We start from the raw sequence: 24720 nt of genomic DNA, 5'->3' as shown, positions 1-24720 counted from the left end.
AACAAAGAAAGGTTAAAATGGTGAAAAATTATGGCACAGGATATGTTCAGCAAATGGGATAAGGAAATTGACACAGAAGGATTGCAGAAGGATGTTGAAGAAGCTGCTGCAAATGGTGGTCAGGGCAATTATAAGGAAGTTCCACATGGCAATTATGAAGTTGCAGTTCAGCAGATGGAACTGAAAGCATCCAAGAAGGGTGACCCTATGGTCAGCATTTGGTTCAAGATTGTTTCTGATGGTGAATACAAGGGAAGTATGATTTTCTATAATCAGGTTGTCACCCAGGGATTTCAGATTCACAACTGCAATGAAATGCTTCGCAAGATGGTTGAAGAAATGGGTGCAGACATGCCTGTTGTGGAATTCAAGACATACAAGCAGTATTCTGAATTACTTATGGACATCTTTGAAGCGGTTGCAGATAACTTTGAATATGGTTTGAAGTACACTGCAAACAAGAAGAACAAGGATTTCAGTGACTTTGAAATCACAGATGTATTTGTTCTTGAGTAATTGAAACAAGGTTCTTCCCAGGATGCAAATTTTTTTGAAATCAATGTATCTTGGGAAGATACCTGATTGAAAGGAAGGTGAAGAAAATGCTGTTTTATGACTTTGAAGTCTTCAAATATGACTGGTTGGTTGTTGTCTTGGACATGAATGAAAAGAAGCAGCATGTCATCATCAACAACAAGGAAGAACTTGAAGCATTATATCAGGCAAACAAGAATGATATTTGGGTTGGTTTCAATTCAAATTATTATGACCAGTATATTTTGAAAGGAATCCTTTGTGGATTTGACCCAAAAAGAATCAATGATTTCATCATTATCAAAGGACAACCTGGATGGAAATTTTCTTCACTGCTTCGCAATGTACCATTGAACAATTATGATGTAATGCTGAACCTGGACAAAGGGTTGAAATGGTTTGAAGGAAGTATGGGGAACAACATCAAAGAATCAGGTGTTCCATTTGACATTGACAGGAAACTGACACAGGAAGAAATTGATGAAACAGTGAAATATTGTATTCATGATGTAGAACAGACTGTTGAAGTGTTCCTTCAAAGGAAGGAAGAATTCAATGGAAGATTGGAACTTGTGAAACTTGCCTGCAAGGGAAGACCACTTGACCTGTCTTTGATTTCAAAAACAAAACCACAGTTGACTGCAATCATCCTGGATGCACACAGGCAGGGTGACAGAAATGATGAATTTGACATTGATTTCCCTGACACAAACCAGGTAAAAAAATACAAAGATGTCCTTGACTGGTATTCAAATCCTGATAACAGATGTTATTTCAGACATGTTCCAGGAAAGAAGAAGCCTGAAAAGAATCAATATTCAGTGATGGTTGCAGGGTGTCCACACACTTTTGCATGGGGCGGTGTTCATGGTGCTTTGGAAAAATACAGCGGTGAAGGATATTTTCTGATGATGGATGTTGCTTCACTTTATCCATCATTGATGATTAGATACAATCTGCATAGCAGGAACATTGTTGACCCACAAAAGTTTGTGGACATCTATCATGAAAGACTGGAACTGAAAAAGAAGAAAGACCCATTGCAGGCGGTTCTGAAAATCGTGTTGAATTCAACCTATGGTGTATTGAAGGACAAGAACAATGATTTGTATGACCCTTTGATGTCAAACAAAGTTTGTGTCTATGGTCAGATTCTTCTTCTTGACCTGATAGAACACATTGAACCTTATGCACAACTGATTCAGTCCAACACAGATGGTATTTTGATAAAGATGCCTGATGGACAGGATGAAGATGAATGGTTCAACAAGATTGATGACATTGCTTATGAATGGGAACAAAGAACTGGTCTGACACTGGAATTTGATGAATACAGAAAAGTTTTTCAGAAGGATGTGAACAACTATATCATTGTTGCACCTGATGGACATGTAAAGTCAAAAGGTGCTTATGTGAAGAAGCTGTCAAATCTTGATTATGGGGATTTCCCTATTGTGAATCATGCCTTGGTTGAATATATGACCAAGGGTGTTCCAGTGGAAAACTTCATCAACAGATGTGATGACCTGAAAGAATTTCAGATGGTCACAAAGATAACAAATAAATATTCCACCATCCTGCATGGTGATGAACCGATAAAAGAAAAATGCATCAGGGTGTTTGCTTCAACCAAGGAAACAGATGCAGGTGTCAAGAAGGTATCAATCCGAACAGGGAAACCTGAAAAGATTGCATCCAGTCCTGAACACTGTTTCATCTTCAATGAAGACATGGCTGATGTCAGATGTCCTTCATACCTGGACAAACAATGGTATGTGGACATGGCAAATAAAAGATTGGAAGATTTTGGGGTGATGTGATGGATATACAAATCAAATATGACAATGGACAAATGAATATTCGTATGGATGCATTCTTTCCAACATCCCAGGCAAGATTGAAGAAACTGTTGAAGGTTGTTGACCTGGATTTTGAACACAGGGAAGAAATAATGCAGACCATGCAGCAGTTCTTTCAGGACAAGGTGAATGAACTGGAAGAAAGAAGAATCAGTTCAGGAAAGAAAGCTGTTGAATATAAACAGAAGGTTGCAGACACAAATGCAATTATTGAATCCAGGAAGCATCCAAATGGTGTTCCATTGACCAAGGATGAACTGGCAGACATAAAAGAACAGAACAAACACTTCAAAGCGGTATATGCAGGATGCATGTCTGATTTCAACAGAAGCATCAGGCAGAAGGATTTGTTCTTGAAGCACTTGGAAATATTAGAGCAAAGGAAGTGATGAAGGATGTTTTTCAAAGGTTATGTTGAAACCAAGGACAAAAAGTGCATAGAGAAATTCAAAAACAGAACAGACTTCAAGACTTATGAACAAGTCAAGTCACTTCCTGAATTTGCAGGAATTTTGGATGAAGAAACAATCCTGGTTGACATTGATGACTTTGAACAGTCAGAAGTGTTGATGAATATTGTGGAAGACTTGCAGTTGAATTGTAGAGTTTACGCAACAACCAGGGGAAAGCACTTTTTGTTCAAGAATGCAGGTGTTGAAAAATGCTTCACACATTGCAAACTGGCAATTGGTTTGACAGCAGACATCAAGGTTGGTGTCAAAAATTCCTATGAAATATTGAAATATGATGGCAAGGAAAGGGAAGTCATTTATGACATCTATCAGGAAGATGGTGAAGTCTATCAGGAAATTCCAAAGTGGATGCTTCCAGTCAAAGGAAAGGCAGAATTCCTGGACATGGATGCAGGTGATGGAAGAAACCAAGCATTGTTCAATTACATCCTGACCTTGCAGTCAGCGGATTTTGAAAAGGAAGAAGCAAGGGATGTGTTGCGGATAATCAACAAATATGTCCTGAAAGAACCTTTGTCTGATGAAGAACTGGAAGTCATCATGCGTGATGAAGCATTCAGCAAGCCTATATTCTACAAGGGAACAACCTTCCTGTTTGATAAGTTTGCAGTGTTCTTGAAGAACAACCATCACATCATCAGATTGAATGGTCAGCTTCACATGTATAAAGATGGAATCTATGTGTCAGGGCAGGAAGAAATTGAAGCAGTGATGATTCAGCACCTTCCACAGTTGAACAGGGCAAAAAGACAGGAAGTCATGGCATACCTGAACATTTTAATCAGGGATAACACAAAGGCTGCACCTGCTTGCATGATTGCATTCAGAAATGGTCTTTATAATGTTGCAACAGATTCTTTTTCAGATTTCACACCTGATGTGGTTATCACAAACAAGATTCCTTGGGATTTTAACAGGCAGGCATACAGTGAAGTGATTGACAACATGCTTGACAATGTTTCCTGCAAGGATGCAGAAACCAGGTCACTTCTTGAAGAAATTGTTGGTGCTTGCATGTATAGGTCAAACACACTTGCAGGTGGAAAAGCATTCATCCTGACTGGAACAGGCAGCAATGGAAAAAGTACATATTTGAAGACCCTTTCAAACCTTATGTCTGAAAAGAATATTTCATCACTTGACTTGAAAAAGTTGGGTGACCGATTCAGCACAGTCATGATGTTTGGAAAATTGGCAAACATTGGTGATGATATTTCAAATGAGTTTGTCACAGACACAGCGGTCTTCAAGAAAATTGTCACTGGTGAAACCATTGATGCAGAACAAAAAGGGCAACCAAAGTTTGACTTCAAACCATTCTGCAAGCTGCTGTTTTCAGCAAATAGCATTCCAAGGATGGGGAAAGGTTCTGATTCACAGGCAATCATGAGAAGACTTGTTATTGTTCCATTCAATGCAAAATTCAAGTCTGATGACCCAAATTTCAAACCAGGAATTGAAGAAGAATTGAAAGGTCAAGAATCCATGGAATATCTGATTCAGCTTGGAATCCAGGGATTGAAAAGGGTTCTTGAAACAAAGAACTTCACCACATCAGCAGCAATGCAGCAGGAACTTGAAGAATATGAAGAAAGAAACAATCCGCTTCTGATGTTCGTCAAGGATTGTGAAGATGAAGACTTTGAACTGGAAAATGAACCAACATCAGCGGTTTATGAAAGATATAAGGAATTCTGCCTGTCAGAATCCTTGCAGGTACTGTCAAAGATTGAGTTCAGCAGGCAGATGGTGAAAACATTCAACTATAAGATTGTGAACAAGACAATCAACAAGAAAAAATACAGATTATTTCAGAAGGTGGTGAACTAATACATGGAAGAACAGAAATTGCAGATTCTTGAATTGTTCGGTGGAATTGGTTCACCCAGGGTTGCATTGAAGAACCTTGGTGTTCCAGTGAAATCTATTGACTATGTGGAAATTGATGAAAAGGCGGTCAGGTCATACAATGCAATGTTTGCTGATGAATTGGCATATAAAACACAGTCAGTTGTTGGATGGAATCTGAAACCTGACATCCTGATTCATGGAAGTCCTTGTCAGGATTTCAGTATTGCAGGACACCAGGGAAAAGCAACAGCATCAGAAGGAAGAATCAATAAAGGAAAAGGTGGTGATGAAGGTTCAGGAACAAGGTCATCCCTTATGTGGGAAACAGTTCACATCATTGAACAGATGGGTGAATGGAAACCAAAGGTTGTTATTTGGGAAAATGTGAAGAATGTTTTGTCAAAGCACATGAAGCATAATTTTGAAAAGTATCTTTCATATATGAAAATGCTTGGATATACAAACAATTATGAAGTCCTGGATGCAAGGGATTTTGGACTTCCACAGGCAAGACAAAGGGTTTTCACAGTTTCTGTCCTGGATGGTGAACCATTTGATTTTGACATGATGAAAAGAAAACCTATGAAAGACATTCAACAGTTCCTGGAAGAAAAGGTTGATGATTGTTATTTGGTAACACAACCAAGTGTTTATTCTGTAATAGGCAAAAAGGGAATAAGAAGGGCAACCATAATCAAAGAATATGCAAATACAATCACAACAAGACAGGACAGAACACCTGCACAGGTCATTGACCTTGGCGGTGGAAAGTACAGATATTTGACAGAACTGGAATGTTGGCGGTTGCAGGGATATTCAGATGAAGATTTTCTTGCAGCAAAATCTACTTGTCAGGTTGAAGAAGGGAAGATGAACAGAACATTGTATCATCAGGCAGGGAATTCAATTGCAGTTCCTATTTTTGAAGCAATGTTTGAAGTGATGCTTCCAAAATTTTTTAACATAAATGTATCTTTAGAATATACAGAAAGGCGGTGATGTATCTTGGTAAAACCAACAGACATTGTTGACAACTTCGGTGATTCATACCTTGGTTGTCCGAACTGCAAAGAACCAGTTCATTTTCCTTTGATAAGGAATCCACAACACATCTATGACAAAAGACCAAAGCGGTGTTCAAAGTGTGGTGAAGAATTTGACTGGTCTGATAGCAAAGAAGGGAAAGGTGATTGATGATGTCAAATGTGATTCATCCTGGACACTATAACATCCCAGAAAGAAAAGAATGCATTGAAGAAATGCTTGAAAAATTTGGTTATGAGAAAACAGAAGCATTTTGTGAACTGAATTCTTATAAATACCAGTACAGACATGAACAGAAGAATGGTCAGGAAGACCTGGACAAAGCTGCAAACTATCAGGATATGTTGCAGCATTATCAGGAAGAAGACCCAAGATTCAAGATTGCTGAACACTTTGGACTGGAAGGTCAGAAGAATCAGTTGATTGAAGAAATGGCAGAACTGACCCAGGCATTGACAAAGTGGAACAGGAAATGTGGACTTGGACAACCTGTTGCATCTGAATGGTCAGTCAAAGCACTGGAAGAACACATCTTTGAAGAATTGGCAGATGTGAAACTGGTTCTTGACCAGGTGATTCACCTGATGGAATGTGAAGACCAGGTTCAGAAGGTTATGAAACAAAAAATTGAAAGAACTTTTGAAAGGATAGGTGAACAGAATGCAGGCAATTAAAGCATACACACAGATTTACAATGATTTTGATGGACAGAAGATGTTGGAAAAAATTGAAAAGGTTGCAAGAACCTGTTACAAGTCAGAAGAAAAGATTCAGGAAGGTTCTGCTGAAAAGATGGTTGCATCCCTTATCAAGTCAGGACATGAAGCAATGCTTGAACATGCATCTGTCACAGTAAAGTTTGTTGTTGACAGGGGAATCAGTCATGAACTGGTCAGACACAGACTTGCATCCTTTGCCCAGGAATCCACAAGATATTGCAATTATTCAAAGGATGATTTTGGTTCTGAAATCACATTCATCATTCCTGAATACCTGGACTATAAGTCAGCAGGATGGAACACCTGGAAAGAAACCATGAAAGCATGTGAAGATTCTTATTTCAAACTGCTTGATATTGGTCTGACACCACAGGAAGCAAGGGCGGTTCTTCCAAACAGTTTGAAGACAGAAGTGGTCATGACTGCAAATCTTCGTGAATGGCGACACTTTTTCAAACTTCGTGCTTTAGGAACAACAGGGAAACCACATCCACAGATGCTTGAAGTGACAGTTCCCCTGCTTGAAGATTTCAAACAGATGATTCCAGTTGTCTTTGATGATTTGGTGGTGAAGTAATATGAACAGGCAGCAAAGAAGAATGGCACAAAGGAAGGGTCTTCCAGTAACACATGAACCAGTCTTCAACATGAAGCAGTCTGACATCAAGAAGATGAAGCAGGATGCAACAGAAGCAGCGGTGGATGCAGCAATGATTCTTCTGCTTGGAATTCCAGTGAAGGTCATGAAAGAAAAATATGGTTGGGGCATGAAGAAAAGACTTCCTGAATTTTGTGAAGCAATGATTGATGTCTATACAGATTTTCAGAATGGTGACATGACACTGGAAGAATTTGCAGACCTGATTTATCAGGAATGTGGGGTGAAATTTCAGAAAAATGAATAAGTACAACAATGAAGGTTATCCTGACCCAACTGCATATTATGGCATGAAAGAAATTGTCAAGGAAGAATCCGAACAGGAAAGAAAAATCAGACACCTGATGCACATTATCAGGGAAGCTGCACACCTGGCAGGATTTGAAGTGGTCGGAAGAATCACCTTCAAGGATAAGAAAACAGGAAAGGAATTCAAATAATGAACAGAATCAAACAGTTTTTCAAAAGATTGTTCTGCAAACATGAATTCAGTTGGTGCAGAAAGGTTGAAAAGTTCCACTGCATCAGCGGTGAAACACAATATCTTGTTTGTCAGAAATGTGGAAAAATCAAAGACACAAGATTCATCAGATATGATTGAAAGGATGTGGTGATATGAAACCAGTTAGAACAGAAACAACAAATGCGGTTTACACACTGGAAGGTTGTCAAGACCTTCCAGTGACAAGATACACAAATGTGATGAACAATGAGCAGGGTGTTGAATGCTGTTGGGAAATGGATGCACAGGACTTGGAAAACATCAAGAACAATGGTGGAAAGGTTTATCTTTACATTCAAGGTTCTGCTGTTCCACCAGTGCTGTTGACAACTGAAAGTGCAGTGTTCTTCCAGGAAGGGAAAGGTGAAAATGATGAACAATAAAATTCAGATAGACACATTTCTTGATTTCATGAATATTGGTGGAAAACCTATCATCAATGTGGACACAATTGACTGGTTGGTGAACAATGGTTTCTTTGTCAAGCCTGCTGCAATCAAGCATCATGGCAATTATACTGGCGGTCTGTTTGACCATTCGTTGATGGTTGCAAAGGTTCTTGTGGAAATGACACAGAAGTTTGACATCCCTTGGACAAGACCTGAATCACCATACATTGTTGGAATGCTTCATGATGTCTGCAAGATGGATGACTATGTGGATGACAATGCATCTGATGTGGTGGTCATGGGAACTGGTTCACCTATCAGCAAAGACCCAAAGTGGACATACAATCCTGCACCTATGTTCAAAGGTCATGGTGACAAGTCGGTGATGATGCTGTCACAGGTGATGACCCTGACAGAAGAAGAAATGTTGTGCATTAGATTTCACATGGGTGCTTATGTCACTGATGATTGGGATGCTTATGACAGAGCAATCAGGAAATATCAGTCAGTGTTGTTCACTCACACTGCTGACATGTATGCATCAAAAGTGAAAGATGTATAGGTGAAAAGTCAAGATAAAAGTCAAGATGTCAAAGCCTGAAAGCCTTGATTTTACTGGAAAAGTCAAGATGTCAAGATGTTTTCTATTTAAGGATATATAAAAGAATGAAATCATCAAAATTTAATGATTCTCTAAAAAATACTTATAATAGTAAAAACACATCACATCTTGACTTTTCAGAAGGTCAAAGTGATTCAAAGCCTTGAAAATAAAGGATTTCTTGAAATCAAGATGTTGAATTCAAGATGTTGACTTCTTGAATTAGAAAGAAGGTGAAAGATGTGACAACAAAAGAATACCTGTTGCAGATAAAGGAACAAGGAAAAAACATTCTGAATCAGGAAGAATATATTCAAAGATTAAGGGATTCTTTAGGGGTTGCAGGAATTAGATATGATAAGGAAAGGGTGCAAAGTTCACCTGAACCTGATAAATTTGCAAGAATTTTCGGTCAGATATTTGAAGAAGAAGAAAAGTTGCAACAGATGAAGGATGACCTTGCATTGAAAAGGGTTGAAATTATCAATCAGATTCATCAGCTTGAAGACAGCAAGCATCAGAATGTCTTGTATATTGTGTATGTTGACGGAAAGAACCTGAAAAAAGCAGCACAGGCAATGTGTTTTTCTTATGATTATGTAAAGGAAATACATATTGCAGCTTTGCAGGCATTTGAAGAAAAGTTCCCACCACAGTCTGCTTGAATCCCACTGTCATGTTATAGTAAACTATAACATGAAATGTTAGGTCAATTGAAAGCATCCAAGGAAACACCATCCAGTTTCCAAGGGTGCTTTTCTTATGTAAATTTTTAGAAAGGCAGGTGTTGCTGAATGGCAAAACTGACAGATAAACAGAAAAAGTTTGTTGAAGAATATCTGATTGACCTGAATGCAACACAGGCTGCAATTAGGGCAGGATATTCTGTTAAAGATGCAAAAGAACAAGGATATGAGAACCTCACAAAACCTCACATTAAAGAAGCAATTTCAAAAGCAATAGCAGAAAGGTCAAGAAGAACTGGAATCAGTCAAGACAGAGTTGTGAATGAACTTGCAAAAATTGCATTTGTAAATATGCTTGATGTTGTTGATGAAGAAGGAAAAATCAGGTCAACAGCATCAGAAGATGACCTTGCATGTATTGAATCTATAAAACACAAAGAATCCAGTTCAATCAATGGTGATAGTACAGAAAGGGAAATCAAGATTGCATCCAAATTAAAAGCACTTGAACTTTTAGGAAAACATCTTGGAATGTGGAATGACAAGTTGGATGTAAATATGAATGTTCCTATTATTTTTGAAGGGGAACAAGACATTGCTGATTGATGATTCTGCAATTAGAATAAATTTACCAAAATTGATTGATGTTGGATATGGTGATTTTTGGAAAACAAAACAAAGATACAGAGTTTGCAAGGGAAGCAGAGGTTCAAAGAAATCAAAGACCACAGCCTTGAACATGATTTTCAGATTGTTCAAATATCCTGAATCTAATGGGTTGTGTGTCAGAAGGTATTCAAACACCTTGCGTGATTCTGTCTTTTCAGATTTGAAATGGGCAATTCATAAAATGGGTGTTGATTCACATTTTGAATGCACTGTTTCACCTATGCAAATAACAAGGAAAGCAACTGGGCAAAAGATTCTGTTCAGGGGACTTGATGATGGTTTGAAAATCACATCAATTGCAGTTGATAAAGGTGTTCTTTGTTGGGTATGGATTGAAGAAGCCTATGAAATAAGCAATGAAGATGACTTCAACAAATTGGATATGTCCATTCGTGGTGAAGTTCCTGATGGATATTTCAAACAAATAATATTGACATTCAATCCTTGGTCTGCAACATCCTGGTTGAAACCAAGGTTTTTTGACAATCCTGATGAAGATACATTTATAAAGACAACCACATGGAAATGCAATAAATGGTTGGATGAAGCAGACAGGAACATCTTCTTGAAGATGCAACAGAACAATCCAAGAAGATACAGAATTGAAGGTGATGGTGAATGGGGCATTGCAGAAGGTCTGATATATGAAAAAGTCAGATTTGAAGACTTTGACATTGATGCAGTCAGAGCAATCCCAGGAATCAAGTCTGCTTTTGGTCTTGATTTTGGTTTCACTGACCCAAATGCATTTGTCTGTTTGATGATAGACAATGCAGCAATGAAGATATATGTCTTTGATGAATGGTACAGAACAGGTGTGACCAACAAAATCATTGCACAGGCAATCAAAGACAAAGGATATGGTGGACAGCGGATTGTTTGTGATTCTGCTGAACCAAAATCAATTGCTGAATTGCAGGAAGAAGGAATCAAGGCAGAACCTTCCAGGAAGGGAAAAGACAGTGTAAATCATGGAATCCAGTTGATTCAGAACTATGAAATCATTGTCCATGAAAAGAACTGTCCTGAATTCAAGAAAGAAATTCAAAATTATTGTTGGGAAACTGACAAGAATGGAAAACCAACAGATAAACCTGACCATGAATTTTCACATGGTATGGATTCCATGCGATATGCAACAGGAAAGGTTCTTGTTGGTGACACATTCAGCTTTGATTAGTAGGAAAAGGGAAGGTGAAAAACAGTGACAGTTGATGTTTTAGGTACAAAGTACACAATAACAGAATCCAACAAGGTGAAAGATGACAATTTGAACAATGGTGATGGTTATTGTGACCATTCCACAAAACAGATTGTCATTGACACCTTCCAGGATTGCCCTGGTTCACTTGCAGACCTGAAAAAATACAGACAGCAGGTCATCAGACATGAACTGGTTCATGCATTCCTGTTTGAATCAGGTCTTGGTGCTGATAGTTGGGGAATAAATGAAGAAATAGTGGACTGGATTGCATACCAGTTCCCAAAACTGGCAGAAGCCTTTGCAAAGGTGGATGCACTATGATGAACAGAAAGGTGGTGAAGAATGATGTTCAATTTTGCTGAATCCTTCAAAGCAAAACTTGAAAGACTGGTCAATGTCAATGCAGCATCCAAATTGACGGATGAACAGTTCATTGTGAAGGAAATAAACAGATTCAAGCAGTCGCAAAGAAGGAAAGAAATGCTTGATGGTGAAAAATACTTTGATGGATGTCATGACATTCTGACAAGGGAAAGAACTGTCATTGGAAAAGATGGTGAACTGGAAGTTGTCAAGAACCTTCCAAACAACAGAATTGTTGACAATCAGTATAAAAAGATGGTCATTCAGAAATCCAACTATCTGTTGGGTCAACCTTTCACCATTCAGTGTGACAATGAAGTTTATTTGAAGATTCTGAAACAGTTCTTGAATAAGCGGTTCATGCGAACACTGAAAGCGGTTGGTGAAGATTCCCTGAATTGTGGAATTGGTTGGTTGTTCCCTATGTATAATGACAAAGGGGAATTCATCTTCAAGCGGTTCAGACCTTGGGAAATCATTCCAGGGTGGAAGGATGCAGAACACACTGAACTGGAATATTTCATCAGAATCTATGAAGTGGTTGGATATGTTGGAAACACAGAAAAAGTCATTGAAAAGGTTGAAGTTTATGATGAATCAGGTGTTTCCTACTTTGAATTGACTGACAGCGGAACACTGAAACCTGATGGTGAACAGCATGTTCCATATTTCAGTATTGAAGACCAGGGATTCAATTGGACAAAGATTCCTTTGATTCCTTTCAAATATAACAACAAGGAAATTCCATTGATTAAAATGGTGAAGTCCTTGCAAGATGGTCTGAATCTGATTGAATCAAATTTCCAAAATCAGATGGAAGAAGACACAAGGAACACAATCTTGGTTCTTGTGAACTATGATGGTGAAAATCTTGGTGAATTCAGAAAGAACCTTGCAACCTATGGTGCAGTGAAGGTCAGAACAGTGGATGGTGCAGGCGGTGATGTCAGAACACTTCAAGTGGAAGTCAATTCTGAAAATTACAAGTCCATCATTGAACTGTTCAAAAAGGCAATCATTGAAAATGCAATGGGATATGATGCAAAAGATGACAGAATGAATGGAACACCAAACCAAATGAACATTCAATCAATGTATTCTGACATTGACCTGGATGCAAATGGAATGGAAACTGAATATCAGGCATCTTTTGAAGAACTGCTTTGGTTCTTGAACATGCACCTTTTCAACATTGGAATGGGTGACTTTGAATAGGAAGAAGTGGAAATCATATTCAACAGGGATATGATGCTGAATGAAGGTGAAGTCATTGACAACATCAGCAAGTCTGTTGGAATCATCAGTGATGAAACACTTGTTGCACAGCATCCATGGGTTGATGATGTTCAGGCAGAACTGGAAAGACTGGATGAACAGAAACAAAAGAACATGGAAGAATTTGGTCTTGGTATGATGCAGGGTCAGAATGTTCCTGGTTCTGATGAAGAAGGACAGGAAGGTGCAGGTGATGAATAATGGCAAAAAAGAAAAAGTCATCTGCATACTGGAAGAAAAGATTTTCTGAACTGGAAAATGCACAAAATCAGTATGGACAGAACACCTTCCATCAGATTGAACCTGCATTTGATAAAGCACAAAGACAGATTCAGGCACAGATTGAATCCTGGTATTCAAGATATGCAAAGAATAATGGAATCACAATGGCAGAAGCAAGAAAACAGTTGTCTGCTGCTGAACTGAAAGAATTGCAATGGGATGTCCAGGAATACATCAAATATGGACAGCAGAATGCAATGAATCAGCAGTGGATGAAGGAACTGGAAAATGCATCTGCAAGATTCCACATCAGCAGACTGGAAGCCTTGAAACTTCGGACACAGCAATCATTGGAAGTTGCTTTTGGCAATGAACTTGATTCCTTGGATGGTATGGTCAAGCACCTTTATCAGTCAGGATATTATCACACATGTTTTGAAGTGCAGAAGGGTTTCAATATTGGTTGGGAAATTGGTCAGATTGATGAAAGGAAGCTGCAAAAGATTATTTCAAAACCTTGGGCAGCGGATGGAAAGACTTTTTCAGACAGGGTGTGGCAATCAAAGACCACAATGGTCAATGAACTGCATCAGCAACTGACCAGGACAATCATTCAGGGCAAAGCACCTGATGAAGCAATCAGAACCTTGTCAAAGTATGTTGCAGACAAGACCAAAAATGCAAAGTATGCAGCAGGAAGACTTGTGATGACTGAACAGGCATTCATTTCCAGTGCTGCACAGAAGGATGCATTCAATGACCTGGATGTGGAAGAATTTGAGATTGTCGCAACACTGGACAGTCACACTTCTGAAATATGTCAGAACATGGATGGACAGCACTTTCCTATGAAGGACTTTGAACCTGGTGTCACTGCACCACCTTTTCATGTTTGGTGCAGGTCAACAACTGTTCCATACTTTGATGATGAATGGGGCAGAAGCGGTGAAAGGGCAGCAAGGGGTGAAGATGGTAAAACATACTATGTTCCATCTGATATGACCTATCCTGAATGGCAAAAGTCATTTGTTGATGGTCAAACAGAAGATTTGAAACCAGTTGTTCCTGATGATATAATGGAAGGTAAACCACAAACACTGGCAGAAAAAATTCAAAAAGTCAAAGAAGACATTGCTGCAAATGGTGGTGTCATCACAGAAGACCACATCAAAGCAGCAGGAAAAGCTGTTCAGGATGATTTGGTTGCTTCCAGGGCAGTATTCAAAAAGGATTTTGATGATGCAACTGCTGCATATAATAATTCAGACATCAAAAAACAGATTGATGAATTGGATGCAAGAAGAACAGAACTTCACAAGAAATATTATGATGCACCTTATGGTTCTGATGAAAGAAAGCAGTTCTATAATGAATGGGAACAGGCAAAGGCTGATTATTGGAAAGTTTATTCCAGTGATGAAGCAATTTCTTTAAGAAGCAGGATTTCTGATGCAAAGAAGAAATATGAAGGAACATGGGAAACAAATGCTGATGAATTGACTGAAAAACTTGGTCAGTTCAGAACAATGGGAATTGGAAGTCATGACCTGAAAAAAGAACACTATTCAGGCAGGGGAACATTGCGTGATATTGTTACAACAGCATATTCACATTATCCTGCTGATTGGGTGGAAGCATCCATTAAGAAAGGACATTTGAAAATATCAAAGGTTTCAAGGGGATTCTATGATGGAAGAACCATTGCAATTGATGGATTGTCAGAATCAAGTCAGATTTCAACTGCATTTCATGAACTTGGTCACAGATTTGAAGATGTGGTCAAAGGAATCTATGAAGCAGAAGATGTTTTCTATAAAAGAAGAACCAAAGGATGTCCTTTGGAATGGCTTGGAACTGGTTATTCAAGGTCAGAAAGAACAAGAAAAGATAATTTCCTTCATTCCTATATGGGCAAGGAATATCCTGACAACTTTTATGAACTTGTTTCCATGGGTTTTGATTGGGCATACACTGACCCAACAAGATTGTGGGCAGATGAAGATTTTGCACAATTCATTTATGGAATTCTATCATTGAAATAGAAAGGCGGTGTTGTTTATGGCAAAGATTGTTGCAACTGGAAAATATTTGACTGACAGAATCACTGTTGAAGTCACACAGGAAGATGGAACACTGGTCATCACAATGGATGACAATGAATCACCTGAATTGCAGAAACATCTTGATGATTGTATAGCAAGACAACCTGCAATGGGTGGAACATATTTCCCTGAACCTGATTCAATGCTTGCTGCATTCAATGTTTTGAACAGCATTTTCTTTGATTCACTTGAAGAAATCAGTGTTGATGGTGACATTGGTGAAATTCCTTATGAAGAAAAGACCATATATTGATGAAAGGCATCCTGAAAAGGGTGCTTTTTAATACGGTAAAATATCAGACTTGTTGAAAAATCTATGAAGATGAAAATGTGCAGGGGTGACACAGAAGTAACTTCCTTTCAGCAAGGCTGATTTTTTATTGTCCTGGTGGATGACATAAAAAGCCACATCACAAAGAATCTTTTGGTTTTCAAACCAAGGTCATCTTTTTAGGATTGCAGATGTAAAAGAACAAGTTCAAATGGACATGGACTGAACCATGAAAAAATAATGTTTTTGAAGAAAGGATGGTATTGAAAAATGAAGAAAGAAGAATTTGTGAAGTTAGGAATTGATGAAGAAACTGCAAAGAAGTGTGAAGCTGCTTCCCAGGAAGAACTGAAAGGTTTCATCCCAAAGACAAGGTTTGATGAAGTGAACAACGAAAAGAAGAAGTTGGAACTTGACCTTCGTGACAGGGATGGACAGCTTGAAACCTTAAAGAATTCCACAGGTGATGTGGAAGCAATGAAACAGCAGATTGCAACATTGCAGGCTGACAATAAAGCAAAAGATGAAGCACATGCTGCTGAAATCAAGAAAATGAAGGTGGATGCTGCTGTTGAAGCTGCACTGACAAGTTCAGGTGCAATCAATGCAAAGGCTGTTGTTCCTTTCCTGAAAGATTTGGACAAGGCTGAACTTGCTGATGATGGCACAGTGAAAGGTCTTGCAGAACAGATTGAAGCACTTACAAAGGCAGATGACACAAAGTTCCTTTTTACTGCTAAAAAGCAGACCCAGGTGAAAGGTGCAAAACCTGGTGAATCAGGAAATGAAGATGGTGACCATGGGGTTGATACTTCCAAGATGACCTATTCTGAAATGATGGCATATCTTGCACAGAATCCTGATGCACAAATCTAAAGCACCAAGAACACACAACAATATTTTATGAAAGGAAAAGGTGAAACAAAATGGCAAAATTTGATTCCAAAAGTTTCAATCCCCAGGCATTCGGAAAGTATGTTGACCGAATTCCTAATGTAACTAAAAACGAACTTGCAAAGAGTGGTGCTGTTGGCACGAATCAGAATGCACATGATGCACTTGCAAATCAGACTGGTTCTTTGTATGCAAGAGTTCCTTACTTCGGCAGAATTGATGGTTCTACCAGTCAGAACAATGATGGTGGACATGACATTGAGAGCAGCAACACAACCACTTATGAACAGGGATTCATTGTGGCAAGCAGAATGGATGGTTGGACTGAAAAGTCTTTCAGCAAGAACATCACAGCAGGTGTTGACTTCATGGACAATGTTGCAGCACAGATTGCTGACTACAAGATGGATGTTAAGCAGGCAATGTTGCTTGCAATCCTTGCAGGCGTTTTCAGCATGAAGGCAACTGGAACTGGTGTTGCTGAAAAGGCTGCAAAGGAATTCCTTGAAAAGCATGTCTATGACATCACTGGAAACACTGGTGATGATGCACTTGTTGCTTCCACTACTTTGAACAAGGCAATTCAGAAAGCAGGCGGTGACAACAAGAACATCTTCAAACTTGTCATCATGCACAGTGAAGTTGCAACACATCTTGAAAATATCAAGCTGTTGAAGTACATGACACAGACTGATGCAGATGGTATTGAAAGAGAACTTGCACTTGCAACCTGGAATGGAAGAACTGTTCTGATTGATGACAATATGCCTACAACGGAAGTTGAAGCAAAAGAAGGTGTTGAAGCATACACTGCATACACCACTTATGTTCTTGGTAATGGTTCAATCATCCTGGATGACATTGGTGATGAAGTTCCGTATGAAATGAGCCGTGACCCTAAAACAAATGGTGGTCAGGACACACTTTATGTTCGTGACAGATACATTTGTGGTGTTGATGGTATTTCCTTTGAGAAACCTTCTTCCATCACTGCATCTGCTTCCAACACTGACCTTGCAACTGGAACAAACTGGAACATCATCAATGATGGTACAAAGGCAATTCCACACAAGGCAATTGCACTTTGCAAGATTGTTTCCAAGGGTTAATTGATGAAAGGGGTGTTGCTGAATGAATGAAATGATTCAAAAAGTTCTTGCAAACATCCTGACTATTATGAACAACACCAGTCTTTCAGAACCATTCTATGAAGCGGTTCTGAAAAGACTGGTTTCTTTTGGGTATAACCTGGAAGAAGATGATGGTTGGGTTTTATGTTTTTGTATGCAAAAAGTTGAAAATCACATCAAGAATTTTTGCAACACTGATTCAATCCCTGATGGTTTATTTAATGCAGCAGTTGACAGGGTTTGTGGTGAATTCTTGTTCACAAAAAAGCAGACTGGACAGTTGGACATTGGTGAACTTGACCTGGATGGTGCTGTCACAAGCATCAAAGAAGGTGACACACAAATCAATTTTGATGCAGGGTCATCTGATGAATCCAGGTTCAATCAACTGGTGAACTATCTGATGAATCAAGGGGAAGGTGATTTGATATGTTTCAGAAAAATAAGATGGTGAAAAAAGCAAGAAAAGCAATTGAATCCATGTATGAAGGAACATGCACAATCACTGAACACCAAAAGGTTCAAAAGGATAACAAATCAACAGGTTTTCAGGATGTGATTGTTCAGGAAGATATTCCTTGCAGATTGTCTTTCAAGACAATCAACAACACAAATCCAAATGAAAATGCTGCATCCGCACTTGTCCAAGTAACAGAAGTATTCCTTGCACCTGAAATTGTTGTCAAGCCTGGTTCAAAGCTAACAATCACACAGAATGGTGTCACCACAGATTATAAATCCAGTGGTATTCCTGCAACTTATAGCACGCACCAGGAAATAGTGGTTGAAATCTTTAAGGGGTGGGCATAATGGCAAGCGGTGGAAATGTCGATTTTAGGGAATTGCAAGAGTTCAGAAGGAAGATGGAAGCATCATTGAATGATGACCAAATCAATGACTTCATAGAATCTTGTGCAAAAGAACTGGCTGCAAGGTTGCTTGCAAAGGTTATCAAAAGGACACCTGTTGGACAATATCCTGCAAGCACAGGAAAAAAAGGCGGTACACTTCGCAGGGGTTGGACTGGTGGAAAAACACAAGGTGGAAAGGCTTATGCCGATTCATTGCGTGTGAATCATTATGGAAATACTTATGTGATTGAAGTGGTGAATCCAGTTGAATATGCATCCTATGTGGAATTTGGTCATAGAACCAGGAATCATGAAGGATGGGTTGAAGGAAAATTCATGCTGACCATTTCAGAACAGGAAGTTCAAGGTGATGCTGCAAAGATTCTTGAAAACAAACTGAAAAGAAAGTTGGGTGAAGTTTTCAGATGATAAACAAAATCATTGATGGAATCAGTGTTGCAATCAATGCTGAATTTGGTGATGACTATGAAATTTATACTGAATCAGTTGAACAAGGTTTGAATGAACCTTGTTTTTCCATTTTATGTCTGAATCCTACAAATGAACAGTTCCTTGGAAGAAGATATTTCAGAAAGAATCAGTTCTGCATTCACTATTTTCCAAAAGGTGAAGAAAAGAACAAGGAAATCAATGAAGTCAGGGAAAGGTTGTTTGAATGCCTGGAACTGGTGACAGTTGATGGTGATTTGTGCAGGGGAACAAATATGAGTAGTGAAACAAGTGATGGTGTACTTTCGTTTTTTGTGAACTATGACATGTTCATGTATAAGATGCAGGAAGGAACACCGACAATGGAATCTTATGATTATAGCACTGATGTGAAAGGATAAGGTGAAAGAATGGTAAAGAAAGAACCTATGCAGGAAGCTGTTTCCAAGTATAACAAGGAACAGATTCTTGCATCAAACAAATATTACAACAGACATGATGTCATCAATGCCCTTTGGACTGATGGTTCAGAAAAGTCCATTGAAGAAGTGGATGACATGATTGAAAAATTTATGAAAGGAATGGTGAAGTAAAATGGCTTTAGGCGGTGGAACATTTACTGTTCAGAACAAAGTGCTTCCTGGTGCATATATCAACTTTGTTTCACTTGCAACTGCAACTGCAACATTGTCTGACAGGGGATATGCAACAATGCCACTTGAACTTGATTGGGGCATTGAAGGGGAAGTGTTTGAAGTAACAAATGCAGATTTTCAGAAGAATTCCATGAAAATCTTTGGTTATGATTACACCAGTGAAAAGTTGAAAGGTCTTCGTGACCTGTTCAAGAACATCACCACACTGTTTGCATACAGATTGAATGGTGATGGGGTTAAGGCATCCAATGCCTTTGCAACTGCAAAGTATGCAGGAACAAGGGGAAATGACATCAAGATTCAGATTCAGGTGAATGTGGATGATGACAGTCTTTTTGATGTCAACACATATCTTGGAACTGTTATGGTTGACAGTCAGACTGTTGCAAAAGCAGCAGACCTTGTTGCAAATGATTATGTGACATTCAAGTCCAGTGCAGAACTTTCAAGCACAGCAGGAACACCACTTGAAGGTGGAACAAATGGTAATGTCACAGGAACAAATCACCAGGCATATTTGGACAAGATTGAATCTTATTCATTTAATGCAATGGGTGTTGTTACCACAGAAAACACCATCAAAAGTCTTTATGATGCATTTTGTAAAAGAATGCGTGATGAAGTTGGTGCAAAGTTCCAGGTGGTTCTTTATAACAAGGCATCTGATTATGAAGGTGTTATCAATGTAAAGAACAAGACAACTGATGAAGGATGGTCAGAAGCATCCCTTGTTTATTGGGTGACTGGTATTTCAGCAGGATGTGCAGTGAACAAATCAAATCTGAACAAGGTTTATGATGGTGAATTTGCAATCAATGTTGACTATACACAGACACAGTTGACAAAGGCAATTCAGGCAGGTGAATTCACACTTCATCAGGTTGGTGATGACATCAGAGTTCTTGAAGACATCAATTCCCTTGTTACGGAAACAGAAACAAAGGCATACATCTTCAAGGACAATCAGACCATCAGAGTGATTGACCAAATTGCAAATGACATTGCAGTGCTTTTCAACACCAAATATCTTGGTGCTGTTCCAAATGATGAAGCAGGCAGAATCAGTCTTTGGGCAGATATTGTCAAGCATCATGAGCAGTTGCAGGACATCAGAGCAATTGAAAACTTCACTGATGAAGATGTAAAAGTTTCCCAGGGTGACACCAAGAAAGCGGTTGTTGTTCAGGATGCAGTGACTGTTGTCAATGCAATGGCAAAACTTTATATGACTGTCACAGTGATGTAAGAAAGGGGTGAATCAGAATGTCTAATATCACAATGAAAGCAAAAGATTCCATTTCTGCAAAGTTGGCAGAATGTTTCATCACAATTGGAAACAACAGATACAACTTCATGCAGGCAATCAATTTTGAAGCAAATTTTGAAAGGACAAAGACAGAAGTTCCTATCCTTGGAAGAACAGGAACTGGAAACAAGTCAACTGGTTGGAAAGGTACTGGTTCAGCAACTTTCCACTACAATACCAGTATTTTCAGGGAAATGATGTTGAAGTACAAGGACACTGGTGAAGATGTCTATTTTGAAATTCAGGTGACCAATGAAGACCCTACAAGTGCAGCAGGCAGACAGACAGTTGTCTTCATGGACTGCAATATTGATGGTGGTATCCTGGCAAAGTTTGATGCTGATGGTGAATACCTGGATGAAGAACTGAATTTCACTTTTGAAGACTTCAAGATGCCTGAAACCTTCAAGTTGCTTGATGGTATGCAGTAAACATTTTGACCCACATGTCTTCAAAATAGGCATGTGGGTCTTATTTTTTTAGAATAAAACAGAAAGGTGGTATATACCATGTCAGATTTAAGCAGATTTTTGAAAGCAAACAAAATCAAAAGAGAAAATACAACTTTTGCAGCAACAAAATCCCTTGTGGATGCAAAGGGCAATCCCCTTCCTTGGACAATCAAACCTTTGACAACCAAGGAAAATGATGCAATCAGGGATGAATGCATGATTGATGTTCCTGTCAAGGGAAAACCAAATGTTTTCAGACCGAAACTTGATACAAGCAAATATATTGGCAAGATGATTTGTGCATGTGTGGTTGAACCAAACCTTTATGACAAAGACTTGCAGGATTCCTATGGTGTGATGTCACCTGATGATTTGCTGAAAGAAATGATTGATGACCCTGGTGAATATCAGGAATTTGCAACCTTTGTTCAGAACTTCAATGGTTTCAACACTACACTGGAAGACAAGGTTGAAGAAGCAAAAAACTAATTGAAGAAGGGGATGCAGAAGCAAACTTTGCACATTATGCATTGCAGAAACTTCACATTTTACCTTCACAATTTGTAAATTTGAGTATGGAAGAAAAGGCTTTTGTGATTGCTTCAATCAAAATCAGAATCGACAAGGAAAAGAAAGAAGCAGCAAAAGCAAAGAAAGGAAAATAAAAAGGGATGAATGTTGGTGTTCATCCCTTTTCAAATTATACCAAGAAAGGATGGTGAAGAAGAACAATGGCAAGTATAGCAACATCAATTCAGATTATTGATAGAGTTTCAGCACCAATCAACAACATGATTGTTGCACTGGACAATATGTGTTCTGCTTATGAATCTGTTCAGGATTCCATGAACACTGGTTTCAATACAAGAACCATTGACCAGGCAAGACAGGCAATTGATGCTGCTGCACAACAGGTCACACAGCTTGGAAACAACATTGAAGATAATGAAGAACATCAGCAGAACTTCAACAGGTCTGTTCAGAATGGTTCATCTGCTATGGATGGATTGCTTGGAAAGGTCACAAGCCTGGTTGCAGCTTATGCGACATTTCAGACTGTTGAAAAAGTGATGGACATGTCTGATGAATTGACCCTGACAACAGCAAGACTTGACATGATGAATGATGGATTGCAGACCACAGATGAACTGGTAAATATGGTTTATGCATCAGCACAGAATGCAAGGGGTTCATTCACTGATATGGCAGCAGTTGTTGCAAAGTTTGGAAACAATGCAAAGGATGCATTCAGCAGTTCAGAAGAAGTTGTTGCTTTTGCAAACTTGATTCAGAAACAGATGACCATTGCAGGTGCATCCACACAGGAAGCAAGCAATGCAATGTTGCAGTTGTCACAGGCTTTGGGTTCAGGTGTGTTGCGTGGTGATGAATTGAATTCCATCTTTGAACAAGCACCAAACCTGATTCAGTCTATTGCTGATTATCTTGATGTTCCTATTGGAAAAATCAGGGAAATGGCACAGGATGGACAGTTGACAGCGGATATTGTAAAAAATGCAATCTTTGCAAGTGCGGATGACATCAATGCAAAATTTGAACAGATGCCTATGACCTGGGGTCAGGTATGGACAACCATGGGAAATGCTGCACTGATGCAGATGCAACCAGTTCTGACAAAAGTCAATGAGATTGCAAACAATGAAGATTTCCAACTGTTTGCAGCAAATGCGGTTTCTGCTTTTGCAACTGTTGTGGAATGGTTGTTGAATATCCTGGAACTTGCATCTTCCATTGCAGCCTTTATCAGTGATAATTGGTCAATCATTGAACCTATTGTTCTTGGTATAGCAACAGCACTTGGTCTTTACACAGCAGCATTGATTGCAAACAATGTTGTTCAGGGAATCAGTGCAGCAATGGCAGGGGTGAAAGCTGCTGCTGATATGATGCAGGCAGGTGCAACCTTCACAGCAACAGCAGCACAATATGGACTGAATGCAGCTTTGATGGCATGTCCTTTGACATGGATAATTCTTCTTATCATTGCCCTGATTGCAATTATTTGTGCTGTTTGTGCAGCAATCGCAAAGATGACTGGTGTTGCAAACAGTGGTTTTGGTGTGATTTGTGGCGGTGTGAATGTTGTTATCCAGTTCTTCAAGAACTTGGGTCTGACAGTCGCAAACATTGCCCTTGGAATTGGAAATGCAATTGCAGCACTTGGTTCAAACATGATGACTGCATTCCACAATGCAATTTGTTCAGTCCAGTCTTGGTTCTACAATCTGTTATCAACTGCACTGACAGTTGTTGCAGGTATTTGTGAAGCACTGAACAAACTTCCATTTGTTGAATTTGATTATTCAGGAATTACAAGTGCAGCAGATGACTATGCAGCAAAAGCATCAGAAGTAGCAGGAAACAAAGAAGACTACAAGTCAATTGGTGATGCATTCAATGAAGGAATGTCAACCTTTGACACATTCCAGGATGGTTGGGCATCAGATGCATTCAATGCAGGTGCAGCTTGGGGTGATGGTGTTGCAGATAAGGTTTCCAACATGTTCAGTGGAAGTGATGGCGGTGTTGATACATCCAACATGTTCAATGGCGGTGGTTATTCAGGATATGATGCAGGTCAAGTTCCTGCAAATATTGCAGATACTGCTGCAAATACTGGAAAAGCTGCTGATTCACTGGACATCACAAGTGAAGATTTGAAATATCTTCGTGACATTGCGGAAACAGAAGCAATCAACAGATTCACCACAGCGGAAATTAAAGTGGAAATGACAAACAATAACAATGTTTCAGGTGACATGGATTTGGATGGTATGGTTGATTACCTTGCAAATGGTGTGAATGAAGCTATGGAAAAAGCAGCGGAAGGGGTGCATGACTAATGGCATATAGTGTTTATCTTGATAAAATTTTGTGTCCAATTGCACCTTCAAAGTTGCAATTGAAAATCAAGAATCAGAACAAGACCTTGATTCTGATGAATGAAGGGGAAGTCAATATTTTGAAAACAGCAGGTCTGACTGACATCAGTTTTGACCTGCTGATTCCAAATGTGAAATATCCTTTTGCAAAATATGATTCAGGGTTCAAAAGAGCAAAATACTTCCTGGATAAATTTGAAAAGATGAAGACATCAAAGAAACCTTTCCAGTTTATCATGGTCAGACAGCTTCCAAATGGAAAAGGTCTGTTCAATACAAACATTAAGGTTTCAATGGAAGATTATCAAATCAAAGAAGATTCCAAGGAAGGTTTTGATGTAACAGTAACAATCAAATTGAAACAGTATAGGGATTTTGGAACAAAGACTTGTAATATCAAGTTTGCGAAAACAAAACCAACTGTTCAGAAGGAAAAGAAAAGGGAAACCACAAATTCCCCTGCACCTTCATCAAATAAATCATACACAGTGGTCAAGGGTGACTGCTTGTGGAATATTGCAAAGAAGTTTTATGGAAATGGTTCAAAATATACTGTCATCTATAACGCAAACAAAGATAAAATCAAAAATCCAAACTTGATTTATCCAGGACAGGTGTTGACCATTCCATCAGCATAAGAAAGGCGGTGAACACTT

Annotated in this window: 29 protein-coding genes and 1 pseudogene; all 30 read left to right on the top strand. The window is 38.9% G+C overall.

The window, feature by feature from the left end; genetic code table 11:
• The first annotated feature begins 30 nt into the window (after positions 1-30).
• Positions 31-516, top strand: coding sequence for a DUF669 domain-containing protein (locus tag DWZ33_RS14345; RefSeq protein WP_118455453.1), 486 nt, complete (start codon positions 31-33; stop codon positions 514-516).
• 86 nt (positions 517-602) lie between these two features.
• Complete coding sequence (locus DWZ33_RS14340; RefSeq protein WP_118455452.1) at positions 603-2354, top strand: hypothetical protein; 1752 nt, start codon at positions 603-605, stop codon at positions 2352-2354.
• Complete coding sequence (locus DWZ33_RS14335) at positions 2354-2782, top strand: hypothetical protein (protein WP_118455450.1); 429 nt, start codon at positions 2354-2356, stop codon at positions 2780-2782. Before DWZ33_RS14340 ends, DWZ33_RS14335 begins: the two co-directional genes overlap by 1 nt.
• 6 nt (positions 2783-2788) lie before the next feature.
• A complete protein-coding gene (locus tag DWZ33_RS14330) occupies positions 2789-4696 on the top strand; it encodes a phage/plasmid primase, P4 family (RefSeq protein WP_118455448.1) in 1908 nt (635 codons plus the stop codon).
• A 3-nt stretch (positions 4697-4699) separates the two neighbouring features.
• Complete coding sequence (locus DWZ33_RS14325; RefSeq protein ID WP_118455446.1) at positions 4700-5716, top strand: DNA cytosine methyltransferase; 1017 nt, start codon at positions 4700-4702, stop codon at positions 5714-5716.
• Positions 5717-5913: 197 nt separating this feature from the next.
• Positions 5914-6435: a DUF3310 domain-containing protein gene (locus DWZ33_RS14320; RefSeq protein ID WP_182425740.1), complete on the top strand. Its 522-nt coding sequence runs from the start codon at positions 5914-5916 to the stop codon at positions 6433-6435.
• A complete protein-coding gene (gene thyX / locus DWZ33_RS14315; RefSeq protein ID WP_118455442.1) occupies positions 6422-7057 on the top strand; it encodes an FAD-dependent thymidylate synthase in 636 nt (211 codons plus the stop codon). The genes DWZ33_RS14320 and thyX overlap by 14 nt, the downstream gene beginning before the upstream one ends.
• Positions 7058-7079: 22 nt before the next feature.
• Entirely contained in the window at positions 7080-7385 is a 306-nt protein-coding gene (locus DWZ33_RS14310; RefSeq protein WP_147352898.1) for a hypothetical protein, read from the top strand.
• Positions 7378-7578 (top strand): hypothetical protein, encoded by a 201-nt coding sequence (locus tag DWZ33_RS14305; RefSeq protein ID WP_118455438.1) that lies wholly within the window; start codon positions 7378-7380, stop codon positions 7576-7578. Before DWZ33_RS14310 ends, DWZ33_RS14305 begins: the two co-directional genes overlap by 8 nt.
• A gap of 175 nt (positions 7579-7753) precedes the next feature.
• Positions 7754-8023: a hypothetical protein gene (locus DWZ33_RS14300; protein WP_118455436.1), complete on the top strand. Its 270-nt coding sequence runs from the start codon at positions 7754-7756 to the stop codon at positions 8021-8023.
• Positions 8013-8591, top strand: coding sequence for an HD domain-containing protein (locus DWZ33_RS14295; protein ID WP_118455434.1), 579 nt, complete (start codon positions 8013-8015; stop codon positions 8589-8591). Before DWZ33_RS14300 ends, DWZ33_RS14295 begins: the two co-directional genes overlap by 11 nt.
• 281 nt (positions 8592-8872) lie before the next feature.
• On the top strand, positions 8873-9295 hold the full coding sequence (locus tag DWZ33_RS14290; protein WP_118455432.1) for a DUF1492 domain-containing protein: 423 nt from the start codon (positions 8873-8875) through the stop codon (positions 9293-9295).
• A gap of 129 nt (positions 9296-9424) precedes the next feature.
• A complete protein-coding gene (locus tag DWZ33_RS14285; protein ID WP_182425738.1) occupies positions 9425-9922 on the top strand; it encodes a terminase small subunit in 498 nt (165 codons plus the stop codon).
• Positions 9912-11165 (top strand): PBSX family phage terminase large subunit, encoded by a 1254-nt coding sequence (locus tag DWZ33_RS14280; RefSeq protein WP_220452449.1) that lies wholly within the window; start codon positions 9912-9914, stop codon positions 11163-11165. Before DWZ33_RS14285 ends, DWZ33_RS14280 begins: the two co-directional genes overlap by 11 nt.
• 24 nt (positions 11166-11189) lie before the next feature.
• Entirely contained in the window at positions 11190-11510 is a 321-nt protein-coding gene (locus DWZ33_RS14275; protein ID WP_118455429.1) for a hypothetical protein, read from the top strand.
• Positions 11511-11531: 21 nt separating this feature from the next.
• Positions 11532-13028, top strand: a pseudogene (locus DWZ33_RS14270) (phage portal protein).
• The gene (locus DWZ33_RS14265; RefSeq protein WP_118455427.1) at positions 13028-15091 is read left to right on the top strand and encodes a minor capsid protein; all 2064 of its coding nucleotides are present in this window, start codon (positions 13028-13030) and stop codon (positions 15089-15091) included. Before DWZ33_RS14270 ends, DWZ33_RS14265 begins: the two are co-directional and overlap by 1 nt.
• 16 nt (positions 15092-15107) lie before the next feature.
• Positions 15108-15404: a hypothetical protein gene (locus tag DWZ33_RS14260; RefSeq protein WP_118455426.1), complete on the top strand. Its 297-nt coding sequence runs from the start codon at positions 15108-15110 to the stop codon at positions 15402-15404.
• 288 nt (positions 15405-15692) lie between these two features.
• Complete coding sequence (locus tag DWZ33_RS14255) at positions 15693-16298, top strand: phage scaffolding protein (protein ID WP_118455424.1); 606 nt, start codon at positions 15693-15695, stop codon at positions 16296-16298.
• Positions 16299-16348: 50 nt separating this feature from the next.
• Complete coding sequence (locus tag DWZ33_RS14250; protein ID WP_118455422.1) at positions 16349-17425, top strand: phage coat protein; 1077 nt, start codon at positions 16349-16351, stop codon at positions 17423-17425.
• A gap of 22 nt (positions 17426-17447) precedes the next feature.
• A complete protein-coding gene (locus tag DWZ33_RS14245; protein ID WP_220452446.1) occupies positions 17448-17900 on the top strand; it encodes a hypothetical protein in 453 nt (150 codons plus the stop codon).
• Positions 17876-18256 (top strand): hypothetical protein, encoded by a 381-nt coding sequence (locus DWZ33_RS14240; protein ID WP_118455420.1) that lies wholly within the window; start codon positions 17876-17878, stop codon positions 18254-18256. The genes DWZ33_RS14245 and DWZ33_RS14240 overlap by 25 nt, the downstream gene beginning before the upstream one ends.
• Complete coding sequence (locus DWZ33_RS14235; RefSeq protein ID WP_118455418.1) at positions 18256-18726, top strand: HK97 gp10 family phage protein; 471 nt, start codon at positions 18256-18258, stop codon at positions 18724-18726. The genes DWZ33_RS14240 and DWZ33_RS14235 overlap by 1 nt, the downstream gene beginning before the upstream one ends.
• Positions 18723-19148, top strand: a complete 426-nt coding sequence (locus DWZ33_RS14230; RefSeq protein WP_118455417.1) for a phage tail terminator family protein — start codon at positions 18723-18725, stop codon at positions 19146-19148. Before DWZ33_RS14235 ends, DWZ33_RS14230 begins: the two co-directional genes overlap by 4 nt.
• Before the next feature lie 9 nt (positions 19149-19157).
• Entirely contained in the window at positions 19158-19340 is a 183-nt protein-coding gene (locus DWZ33_RS14225) for a hypothetical protein (RefSeq protein ID WP_118455415.1), read from the top strand.
• Between the two features lies 1 nt (position 19341).
• Positions 19342-20649, top strand: coding sequence for a phage tail sheath family protein (locus DWZ33_RS14220; protein ID WP_118455413.1), 1308 nt, complete (start codon positions 19342-19344; stop codon positions 20647-20649).
• Positions 20650-20666: 17 nt separating this feature from the next.
• Entirely contained in the window at positions 20667-21140 is a 474-nt protein-coding gene (locus DWZ33_RS14215) for a phage tail tube protein (RefSeq protein WP_118455411.1), read from the top strand.
• 78 nt (positions 21141-21218) lie between these two features.
• A complete protein-coding gene (locus tag DWZ33_RS14210) occupies positions 21219-21650 on the top strand; it encodes a phage tail assembly chaperone (RefSeq protein ID WP_118455409.1) in 432 nt (143 codons plus the stop codon).
• A 242-nt stretch (positions 21651-21892) separates the two neighbouring features.
• Positions 21893-24025 carry a tape measure protein gene (locus tag DWZ33_RS14205; RefSeq protein WP_118455407.1) on the top strand — a complete coding sequence of 711 codons (2133 nt, stop codon included), beginning with the start codon at positions 21893-21895 and terminating at the stop codon, positions 24023-24025.
• A complete protein-coding gene (locus tag DWZ33_RS14200) occupies positions 24025-24702 on the top strand; it encodes a LysM peptidoglycan-binding domain-containing protein (protein ID WP_118455405.1) in 678 nt (225 codons plus the stop codon). The genes DWZ33_RS14205 and DWZ33_RS14200 overlap by 1 nt, the downstream gene beginning before the upstream one ends.
• The last annotated feature ends 18 nt before the right edge of the window (positions 24703-24720 follow it).

It is taken from the genome of Dielma fastidiosa, assembly GCF_003475485.1.
Taxonomy (GTDB): domain Bacteria; phylum Bacillota_I; class Bacilli_A; order Erysipelotrichales; family Erysipelotrichaceae; genus Dielma; species Dielma fastidiosa.
This window is presented reverse-complemented; position numbering and strand designations above follow the sequence as displayed.